The organism is Verrucosispora sp. SN26_14.1 (genome assembly GCF_004307965.1).
Taxonomy (GTDB): domain Bacteria; phylum Actinomycetota; class Actinomycetes; order Mycobacteriales; family Micromonosporaceae; genus Micromonospora.
Map to the genome: position 1 here is coordinate 1 of NZ_SISL01000214.1, position 10166 is coordinate 10166.

General features: G+C 70.5%; 8 protein-coding genes and 1 pseudogene. 6 read left to right on the forward strand and 3 right to left on the reverse strand.

All coding sequences use genetic code 11. The annotated features are described in order from the left end of the window. Positions 1–1458: 1458 nt before the first annotated feature. The 3 genes from EYA84_RS18855 to EYA84_RS18865 form a co-directional block, all read right to left on the reverse strand. The gene (locus EYA84_RS18855) at positions 1459–2406 is read right to left on the reverse strand and encodes a PmeII family type II restriction endonuclease (RefSeq protein ID WP_161595000.1); all 948 of its coding nucleotides are present in this window, start codon (positions 2404–2406) and stop codon (positions 1459–1461) included. Beyond that, positions 2372–3709 (reverse strand): DNA cytosine methyltransferase, encoded by a 1338-nt coding sequence (locus EYA84_RS18860; protein ID WP_131054375.1) that lies wholly within the window; start codon positions 3707–3709, stop codon positions 2372–2374. The genes EYA84_RS18855 and EYA84_RS18860 overlap by 35 nt, the downstream gene beginning before the upstream one ends. A gap of 493 nt (positions 3710–4202) precedes the next feature. After that, positions 4203–5117 carry a hypothetical protein gene (locus tag EYA84_RS18865; protein WP_131054376.1) on the reverse strand — a complete coding sequence of 305 codons (915 nt, stop codon included), beginning with the start codon at positions 5115–5117 and terminating at the stop codon, positions 4203–4205. A 308-nt stretch (positions 5118–5425) separates the two neighbouring features. Here EYA84_RS18865 and ssd point away from each other — a divergent pair, with 308 nt between their 5' ends. The 6 genes and pseudogenes from ssd to EYA84_RS18895 all read left to right on the forward strand — a co-directional run. Further along, entirely contained in the window at positions 5426–6478 is a 1053-nt protein-coding gene (ssd, locus tag EYA84_RS18870; RefSeq protein ID WP_201272422.1) for a septum site-determining protein Ssd, read from the forward strand. Then, positions 6475–7674 carry a TadA family conjugal transfer-associated ATPase gene (locus EYA84_RS18875; protein WP_131054378.1) on the forward strand — a complete coding sequence of 400 codons (1200 nt, stop codon included), beginning with the start codon at positions 6475–6477 and terminating at the stop codon, positions 7672–7674. Before ssd ends, EYA84_RS18875 begins: the two co-directional genes overlap by 4 nt. Beyond that, complete coding sequence (locus tag EYA84_RS33540) at positions 7671–8861, forward strand: hypothetical protein (RefSeq protein WP_236145839.1); 1191 nt, start codon at positions 7671–7673, stop codon at positions 8859–8861. The genes EYA84_RS18875 and EYA84_RS33540 overlap by 4 nt, the downstream gene beginning before the upstream one ends. A 143-nt stretch (positions 8862–9004) precedes the next feature. Beyond that, positions 9005–9826 (forward strand): type II secretion system F family protein, encoded by an 822-nt coding sequence (locus EYA84_RS18885; protein ID WP_343232777.1) that lies wholly within the window; start codon positions 9005–9007, stop codon positions 9824–9826. A gap of 62 nt (positions 9827–9888) precedes the next feature. Continuing rightward, positions 9889–10017, forward strand: coding sequence for a DUF4244 domain-containing protein (locus EYA84_RS18890; protein WP_155217386.1), 129 nt, complete (start codon positions 9889–9891; stop codon positions 10015–10017). Positions 10018–10064: 47 nt separating this feature from the next. Next, positions 10065–10166: pseudogene (locus EYA84_RS18895) on the forward strand (mucin-associated surface protein); the annotation flags it as partial.

Here is a 10166-nt window from a genome sequence, read left to right on the forward strand (position 1 = left end):
TAAGAGACACCAGGCGAGCGACGCCGGCTGCGTTGGCGAACCTGGCGGCGGATACGGGTCGCGGCTACTGCGCCTCCGGCGGGGGCGCTCCGGCTCCAGGATGGCCGGGGCTTTGTCCGCGTCTTGCGGTCCGTGGGTGGTTGCGCGGCCATCCCGCCCGCCATCGACCCGGGCAAGCCGAGCAGACCACCGCCCGGCCCGCCAGCGTCCGAACGTGCGTCAAGGCCCGCTTGACGTGGCGGGCCGGGCGGAGGCCCGCTCCCACGGTGGGCGGGTCGACGGCGAACGGGATGGCTAAACCCGGTCAGCTGTCGCTCTGCCTTATCGAACGGCTTGCCCTATTGCGTTGAGTCTCTCGTCTACGGCTTCGGTCGCCCACCTGCCTGCCCTTTTCACGGACCGAGACCACTCTGCCGCCGCATCTGTCAACGCCTTTATTCCGGCGTACTGGGCGATTTGTGTTTCATAAAGCAGTAGCCCACTCTTGGTGACATAGAGGAGGCCTTCGTGGAAGCGATGAACTTCGGCATCCGTAGCGTCGGATCCGTATTCGTCCACAGATTCGTAGTTAGTGCGGCGTCGCATCTCGTATAGGAAGTCGATTAAGGTCGTCCGGCGCAAGCCGCTGAGTATCTCCGCTCGGCCCGCTGGAGATAGATTTTGATAGCGGCTACCGTCTTTTTTGCGACTTCGCTTGAGCCATTCATCCCGCGCAGCTTCGAGCTTCCATTTACGTGTCATTCTTAACCCTGCAGCGACGTACTCTGCCGCCTCGTGACCGGACTCCAGCAGGTTGAACCCTGTGACCGTGCACACGGCAGGTTCAAGTGAGCACGTGCTAGCAGCCTTCGGGTCGCCGCTCAGAGTCAAACGCCAAGGCCCAGCGGCTCGGCGAGCCCGCTGAGATTCGAAGTCTCTTTGCACGGCGGCGTGCGTGTCGACAGGAGCGCCTGCGACGAGAGTCATGGCCCTCGCGGCATTGAAGACGGCATAGTAAGCCTGTACGGGAAGGGTCTGCGCTGCGACACGCCGCAACACAGGGTCATCTAAGGCGTCGCCTGCTCGTGCCGCCAATTCTGTCTGCCACGCGATACGAAGTCGAGTCATTACCCTCGATGTAAGTTCTCGGCCTCCACGAACAGGTGTGGCCGCAACCCGACGGGCCTCGCTCTCCAGTAGCGTGAATCCTGGTTCGCGGCAACTGTTCGCGTACTGTTCGACGCCTGCAAGGACATTTGCCACAGCGATGAACCTCGCCGTGCTTTCGGTTAGTGGCTCGGATACGGGAAAGAATATCGGCATGATGCCCCTTGAGCATCGCAGCAGCAGCGAAAGCGGGAGAATCGCGGACCTAGAGCTACGGCAGCAGTGAGATGTCGCCAGGTTGGGGCATGCCGATTTTGCAGCGCCTCGATGCTCTACGCGGCTTGGTGCTCCCGAGCGCCGGCCCACCACACATCAGTCATTATCCGACGATCCTGTCCTCGTCCGGGGGATCTTAGGTGTAAGAACATAGCCGGTAGCTGCCAGTCGTTTAAGAGCACGGACGTGTCTCGCCTTGTCCTCCGCCCTCCAGTTGTCCGGCGTCTGCATGTTGCGGCGGGCAAGGAACTCCCAATCCACAATGAGGTTCTCGCTTCGGTCGGCGATGTAGTCTCCGACGAGCAACTGGAGAGCTTGCAGGTGTTGGCTCGCGTCGTTCTTGATCATTTGACCAGCTACCGCAGCCATCGCCAACGCCAGGTCTACCGCCTGGACCTCGTCCAAGCCGAAGACTTCACCCCAGAATTCCGCAGACGACGGCCGATTCACGCCGTCTTCGTAGGTGCTAGACGTCTTGCCCGCCACTACGGCCCAGTTAGCGTGCACCGCCCCGGTGCTTCGTCCCTGGCGCAGCAGCTTCTCAGCTTGCCGTGAGTTCCGCTTGAGAGCCTTTACGATGTCGCTGTTTCGTGTGACTAGCCCGCTCTTGAGGACGTACAGGTGGTGGTCCCCGGTAAGAGGGTCGAACCTCTGGAGGTCGATGCCCTCCGCAGCCGACTTCTGGGCATCGGGACTTCCGTCGCTGGCCAACGCCTCCAGTGCCCAACCTCCAGCAGTGACGAAGTTGCGGCTGTCGTAGTCCTCCACCAGCCGTCGCGCGGCATCGGGCGCGGCCAGCCCGTCCAGTTGGATCCTCCGGATGAACGGGTTAATCCGTTTGATGATGAGGTTCCTGTAGTCGGGCACCGACTCACGGATGACGCGGGTGTACCAGTAGTGGAACGCCTCTGCGAACCCTCTTACTCCAGCGACAAGGTGAGCGTCATCGGGACCGGTGCCCGTAGGAACGCCGGCAAGCTCTCGTACAGCAGCGACAATTTCAGCCGACTCAGGCGGTATCGTCGACCTTTGCTCTTGCGTCAACAGGCGTCTCCACGTCGTACGCGGCCCACACGTGGTCCGGGCGAATCGGAACGTGAAGATGGTAGCCGTTGGCCAGCGTCCAGCCATGCGTGCCAGGTCTGCGGTTGGCCGAACTTTGGCGCCAAGCCGGAACCGGTGGTTCATCCTCCCGCTCCCCGGAAGCGAACCGAAGGAGCTGCGCCCCAAGTGCTTTGCCGAGCAGCGGTGGTACGGCGTTGCCAACCTGCTGGTACTGACTGCGGAAGCCACCGACGAACTCGGTACCTGCCGGGAAGCTTTGAGCGGCGGCGCATTCGTTGACTGACAGGCACCGAAGCTCGTCGGGATGGATCAGGGCGGTGCTTGAGTGGTCTGGCATCCCGAGGATTGTTGGCGCAGGTGAATCCCACGACAGCCGCCGCCACCACCCGCTCTTGCCGCCGGTGGCGTGGTACGCGCGTCCCATCGTCTCGCGCTGGAGAGCATCAGGGAGACTTCGCCAGTTGCCTCCTGGGGGGATGTGACGGTAGACGGCCTTCTTCCGCTCGCTGATTGGCATGACGGGCCCGAGATCATCGATCCCTTGGAGCGCCTCCCGGAGAGACTTGAACGGCTGTTCCGGGGTGCCGAAGGTCGGCCGGGGCAGCCAGCACGGGACGGTGCCCTTGGCTGCGATTAGGACGCACCGTTGGCGCATCTGCGGAACGCCGTAGTCAGCTGCCTCGGCGACTCCCCAGCTCAGGGCATAGCCGCGAAGTCGAAGTTGGTCGAGCAGCCACTTGAGGAAGGAGCCCTTCCGCTCCTCCAGTGGCGCGTCCATCGGCCACCGCGGCCCCCGCTCAACCAAAGGGCGGTGCTGGAGTGCCGCTGACAGCATGCCGTCAACGTTCTCGATCAAGAGGAACTGCGGATCGAAGGCATCAACCCAAGTGAGGTAGGCGGGGAAAAGAGTGGTTGCTCGCGCGTCGGACAGTCCCTGCCGACGGCCGGACGTGGTGAAGGGCTGGCATGGGGGACCGCCTGCTAGGAGAGGAAGCTCTCCCAGCTTGAAGCCGAGATCGTTACGGAGCTGGACGGGGTCGATGTCTTCGAGTCGGCGATCAAGAACCAATGTCGGCAGCTCACGGTTCTTTGCCTGCCTCTGGAGGGTGCCCACGCAGTCAGCGTCCATCTCGACCTGGGCGACGATGTTCCAGCCTGCCCACTCAAGCCCAAGATCGAGCCCGCCCGCTCCTGAGAACAGAGAGACCACGTCGCGACCTGGTTGCGGTCCCCGGCTCATGAACTCGGTCCCTTCGTCTGGCTGGCGCAGGGTGGTGGACACAAGGTCTGCGCAAGTCCCATCCTTGCGAGGGATGTGACCTTGATACAAGGTATCTGGTGAGCCAGGTCGCTATGAAGGAGGCGCGCATGCCTCGATCGACCAACGGATCCAGCAAGGTGTGGATCCTCATCAGGCAGCGAGGCAGCAAAGAGGCAGCAGGAACATCGACGCGGGCCGACCCCGAACGAGAACCGACGATGCCCGGCACCTGCTCGTCGACGCGGGCCGCTACCAGATGGCAGCGGCCGACAGCTTGAGACCGCATCCCCCCGACGGGGGTCGTCCCTTTCCCCTTCCGTCGCAGGCCCAGGTAGAGCCTCTCTCCCGAATCGGCCAGCCCTGCGGCACCGCCGGATGCCGCCGATCGCGCTCACGCGTTGCTGGCCTCGCCGGGCCGGTCCCCGCAGGAGATCGCCGGCACGGTGTCCAGGGCGGAGGCCCTGATCGCGGAGGTCCGTCGGGCCACCGACCGGTTGCGGGAGGACCGTCCGGGCTAGCCGATCACCGCGCGGCCGGGCGTACGGACCGGCTCGAAACAGGCCAGCGCCCAGCCGCGTCGGTCGGTGACCACCCAGGGGTGCCCGACGTACGTGTGCTGCCGGTACGACGTGTTCGGTTGCAGGACTCGGTACTGCCTGCGGTTGCCGTGGTGGTCCAGCCAGTGCACGGTCACCGTGCGGTTGGTGGAGTTGACGAACTCGATGCTGGTCTCGGGGCCGCCGTTGACCGAGCGCAGCCATCGTTCGTGTCCGCCGGGCAGCGGGGCGAGGCGCTGCGGTTGCGGCTCGGGCGGCCGGGTGGTCGGTGCGGGGCTCGCCGGGCGGCTGGGTGCGGACGTCGGTCGGCTGCTCGGCGTACCCGGGGTGCGGGGTGGGTCGGTCCGTGGGGCCGACGACGACGGCGACCGGGTCGGTGCGGACGCCGTGGTGGGCGGCAGCGGGCGGGTGGAGGAGACTCCGCCGACGGAGGACGAGGCCGACGGGGTGGCCGTGCCGTCCGAGGCGGGGCGCTGCGAGGTGCCGGCCGGCGCGGGCGGCGGTGCTACCCAGCCGGTGGGTCTCTCCGGAGCGGCGGTCGGCGGAGCGTCCGGCGTGGGCCAGAACAGGGTGAGCATCAGGCCCAGTACGCCGGTGGCGACCCCGGCCAGCAGGAGCCGGTGGCTCACCCGGCCAGTGCCGTGGTGTGCCGGCTCGGCGGGGCCGACGACGGGTGCGGACGCGACGGTCAGCGGTGTCCACGGATCGCCGTCGCGGGTGACTGGTGCGGCCGGCAGGGCGAGCCGTGTCGGGTGCGCGGGCAACTCCGGTCGGCTGGGTGGCGCGGGGTGGGAACGCGGGTCGAACAGCCAGGGGCCGACCCGGAGTCTCGGCTCGACACGGGGATGCTCGTGATCTGGCGACTGCTTCATGACCTCGATCCAGCGAGGGATGCCGTTCCGCCGACGGCGCAGACCGTCGATTATGCGCGCTCTCCATGTCGTCCCGCTATGGCCGATCGAAGGCGATTTGAACGCGATGTTCGATCGCCCATGTAGCAGATCAACTTCGATCGCGGGCGTTGTCCACAGGGGACCTAGTTATCCACAGGCGGGTCGCGCGGGGCGGCGCCGGAGGTGGTGCGGCGGAAGGGTTCGGCACAGCGAACCCCTGCCGACCGTTGGAGGCCACGATGCCCGCCCGTACCTCCGTCCCGCCGCACCCGCCTCCGCCCCTGGTCGTGACCGGGGACGGTGACCTGCTCGACGACCTGCTGCGGCTCGCCGCCGCCGGAGGTGTCGAGGTGGAGGTGGCCGCCGACCCGGCGGCCGCCCGGACCCGCTGGCGGTCCGCCCCGCTGGTGATCATCGGCAGCGATCAGGCGCAGCCCTGCCTGCGGGCCCGGTTGCCCCGGCGTGCACGGTTGGTCCTGGTGGGCCGCGACGGTGACGTCGAGTCGAGCTGGCAGGTCGCGGACCTGCTCGGCGTGGAGCACGTCGCGGTGTTGCCGGCCGCCGAGCCGTGGCTGGTCGACCGCTTCGCCGAGAGTGGTGTCGGGGATGTGCCGGGCGGCCGGGTGGTCGCCGTCCTGGGCGGCCGGGGTGGGGCCGGGGCCAGCATCCTGGCCGGTGGGCTCGCGGTCACCGCCGCCCGTACCCGGCTGCGAACCCTGCTGCTCGACGCCGATCCGCTCGGCGGCGGCCTCGACCTGGTGCTGGGCTGGGAGCAGTTGGAGGGCCTCCGGTGGCCGGCGCTGACCGGGGCGGACGGCCGGGTGGACGCCCCCGCCCTGGTGCGGGCGCTGCCCAGCCGGGGCGATCTGGTGGTCCTCTCCTGGGATCGCGGTGACCTGGTCGCGGTGCCGGCCGAGGCGATGGCGGCCACGCTGGACGCGGCCCGACGCGGCCGGGACTTCGTCGTGGTCGACCTGCCCCGGTATCTCGACGACGCGGCGGTCACCGCGCTCCAGGCCGCCGACCGGGTCTTCGTGGTCGTGCCTGCGGAGCTGCGGGCGACCGCTGCGGCGGCGCGGGTGGTGGCGATGGCGGGTCCGCACTGCCACGACCTGTCAGTCGTCGTGCGCGGTCCGGCCCCCGGCCGGTTGCGGGCAGCGGAGCTGGCCAAGGCACTCGGGCTGCCGCTCGCCGGCAGCCTGCGGCCGGAGCCGGGCCTGTGCCGTGGCCTGGAGCGGGGCGAGGCTCCGGCGGCCACCGGGCGCGGCCCGCTGGCCGACCTCTGCCAGCGGATCGTCACCGACTTGACCGGCCGGAGCGCCCCGGCGGGTGCGGCGTGAGCGGGGAGAGCCTCGCCGCCCGGGTACGCCAACGGATCGCCGCCGCCACCACGCCCGTCACGCCGGCCGCGATCGTCTCCGCGGTACGCGCCGAACCCGACGCCGCCGTGCTCGGGGACACCGCCCTGCTGCGGATGGCCGACCGGGTACGCGACGACCTGGTGGGCGCCGGGCCACTCGCCCCGCTGCTCGCCGACCCGGAGGTGACAGACGTGCTGGTGAACGGCGTACGAGTGTGGGTCGACCGAGGTCAGGGGCTGCACCAGGTCCCGGTGCCGGTGGGCACCGTGGACGACGTACGCCGGCTGGCGCAGCGGCTCGCCTCCGGAGCCGGACGCCGGCTCGACGACGGTGCGCCGTGTGTCGACGCCCGGCTGTCCGACGGCACCCGGATGCACGCCGTGCTGCCACCGGTGGCGACCGACGGGCCCTACCTGTCGTTGCGGACCTTCCGGCAGCGGCCGTTCACCCTGGACGAGCTGGTCGAGCAGGGTGCGGTGGCCCGGCCGGTCGCGCCGATACTCGCCGCCGTGGTGGCGGCCCGCCTCGCGTACCTGGTGATCGGCGGCACCGGCTCCGGCAAGACGACCCTGTTGAACACGCTGCTCTCGCTGGTGCCGGGCACCGAGCGGATCGTGCTGGTCGAGGACGCCGCCGAGCTTCGGCCGGTGCACCCGCACGTGGTGGGGTTGCAGGCCCGTACGGCCAACGTGGAGGGCTCCGGCGCGGTCGGTCTGAGCGAGCTGGTCCGGCAGGCGCTGCGGATGCGGCCCGACCGGCTGGTCGTCGGCGAGTGTCGGGGCGGCGAGGTGGTGGACCTGCTCGCCGCACTCAACACGGGTCACGACGGTGGCGCGGGAACACTGCACGCCAACGCCCCGTCGGACGTACCCGCCCGGTTGGAGGCGTTGGGGCTGCTCGGCGGACTGCCCCGTCCGGCGTTGCACGCCCAGGTGGCGGCGGCCCTCCAGGTGGTGTTCCAGATTCGCCGTACGCCGCAGGGGCGGCTGCTGGAGTCGGTCTGCCTGCTCCTGCCGGAGGGGCCGGAACGGCTTGTCACTGCGGTGCCCGCCTGGATCCGGGGTCGTGGGCTCGGGTTCGCGGGGCGGGCGCTCGGCACCATGATCAAGAATCGGGACGTCGCGGTGCCGCCGATCCTGTCCGAGCCGTGGCCCGGGTCGGCGGGGCCGGCATGAGCGGTGGATACCTGTGGGTGGCCGGGATACTGCTCGGGCTCGGTGTGGTCGCGATCCGGCCGGTGCGTACCCGGATGTTCCCGGGCCGATCGCGCGACAGGTGGGCCGACGACCCGCTGATCGACTGGGTGGCCACACTACGGTCGGTGGGCGAGCCGGCCCCGCTGAGCGACACGTCCTGTGTGGTCCCGCCGCCGGCTTCCCTGCGACCTGCGACGACGCGTCCCAACCCACCGAACTCGGTCGTGGCGTCCCGCCCGCCCGGCCGCAGTGACAGGCGCCGACCGATCCGCGCCGACAGCACGCCGTCACCACCACCGGCAACGCGACCGGGCGATGCGTCGCTCCTGGTCGGGTGGCCGGTCGACGCGACGGCGGACCGGGACGACGGATCCGCACCGGCGGCGGAGACGACACCCATCCCGCACCGGATGGGTCCGACCGGCGAGGGGCGGGAGGGCCGCAGGCGGCACCCGCCGCGCGCTCGCCTGGCCGGGATGTCGTACCCACGGGTCCTCCTACTGACCGTGCTGCTCGGCACGACGGTGGGTGGTCTGCTCGGCGGTCCGGTGGCGGCGGTCGCGGTGGCCGGTTACGGCGCCGTGGGCGTACGGGCCCTGCTGCGGCACCGCGCCACGGCCCAGCAGGCACAGGCGCAGCGGGAGCGGTTGGACCAGCTCTGCGCCCTTGCCGCCGACCTTCGGGCCGGGCTGCCGGTCCCGGTGGCCGTGGCGGCGCTGCGCCCCACCGGCCCGGTTCGGGTCGGCATCACCACAGGGCGGGCGACAAGCGACGGCACGAGCGGTGCCGAGGGCCGGGCCACGGGGGGAGTGGATCTCCTCGACGATCGACCGGGACGGCTGGCCCAGGCAGCGGTGCGGTTGGCCGACCGGACCGGCGCGCCGCTGGCCGAGCTGGTCGAGCGGATCGAGGCCGACGCCCGGTCGACGGACCGGGGACTGGCTGCGGCGGCGGCCCAGGCAGCCGGGGCCCGCGCCACCGCCTGGCTGCTTGCCGCCCTGCCGGTCGGTGGCATCGCTCTCGGCTACGGCATCGGGGTCGACCCGCTCCAGGTGCTGCTGCACACCCCGATAGGTGGTGCCTGTGCGGTCGCGGCCGTCGTGCTCCAGGCGGTCGGACTGCTCTGGGCGGACCGTCTCGGCGCCACGCCGGCCGGAGCAGGCTGATGCCCCGGCCGATCGCTGCCGCCCTGACCGGCAGGACGTCGGACCTCGCCCACAGCACGCTCGACACGGCTCACCGCACGCACGACCGCGATGCCGGCCTGGTCGCCCTGACCGGTAGGACGTGGGAGCTTGCCGACAGCACGCTGGTGGCGGCGGTGCTGGTCGGTGTCGTCCTGGTCGCCGTGGTCCTGGTCGGCCGGCATCGACCTCGGCGGCGGTTGCGCCGGTTGGCCGGCGCGAGCCCGTCCACTGCCGTCCACCGTCGTCGTGGCGCCGACCGTCCGGGCGGACCTGTGGGCGCTGTGGGCTCGTCGAGGTCCGATGTGCAGGTGAGGACGGGGCCAGCAGCCGCCGGTGCCGCATCCGGCCGTCGGGTGGACCGGGTGCGACTCATGGCCGGACTGGCGGGTGTGGCCGTGGCCGTCGTGGTCGGGGGATGGCCGGGCCTGGTGGCGGCGTTACCCACCGCGCTCCTGCTGGATCGCTTGCTCCGGCGGATCGAGCCGCCGGCGGACCGGAACCGGCGACTGCGGGCCGTCGCCGATCTTCCGCTCGCCGCCGACCTGCTCGCCGCCGCGCTCCGGGCGGGCGCTCCGGTGGAACGCTCGGTGCTCGCGGTGGCGGACGCGCTGGGTGGTCCGCTCGCCGACCGGCTCGGCCGGGTCGGCCGCACGCTGCAACTCGGCGGTGGGCCGCAGGAAGCCTGGGCACACCTGGCGACGGTGCCGGGTGCCGAGCGGGTCGGTGCCGCCGCGATCCGCTCGGCCAGCAGCGGGGCCGCGCTGGCCGGTGCCCTCACCCGGCTCGCCGACGACCTGCGCGCCGACCGGGCCATCGCGATCGAGTCGGCGGCTCGCCGCGCGGGCGTCCTGATCGTGCTGCCCCTCGGCCTCTGCTTCCTGCCCGCCTTCATTCTCGCCGGTCTGGTGCCGGTGATCGTCGCCGTGCTCGGCGACGTGCTGTGAACACATCGAGAAGGGACGAACACGTGCGCAGAATCCTCGCCCGCCTTCGCGGGGACGCCGGGATGAACACCGCCGAGTACGCCGTCGGCACGCTCGCCGCAGTGGCCTTCGGAGGTGTCCTGCTGAAGGTGCTGACCTCCGACAGCGTGCAGTCCGCGTTGACCGCCGTCATCGACCGGGCCCTGAAGTGACCGGGCGCCGGCCGGCCGGTCGTGACCGGGGGTCCTTCACCGCCGAGATGGCGGCCGGTCTGCCGGCGCTGGTGCTACTCCTGCTGGTCGGGCTGACCGCGGTCAACGCGGTCAGCACCAGGGCGGCCTGCCTGGACGCGGCCCGGGAG

Bases quoted from the DNA above. Each gene is read 5' to 3' on its own strand.
- EYA84_RS18890 (WP_155217386.1), top strand. From the start codon at position 9,889: ATGAACACCGCCGAGTACGCCGTCGGCACGCTCGCCGCAGTGGCCTTC.
- EYA84_RS18865 (WP_131054376.1), bottom strand. From the start codon at position 5,117: ATGAAGCAGTCGCCAGATCACGAGCATCCCCGTGTCGAGCCGAGACTC.
- EYA84_RS33540 (WP_236145839.1), top strand. From the start codon at position 7,671: ATGAGCGGTGGATACCTGTGGGTGGCCGGGATACTGCTCGGGCTCGGT.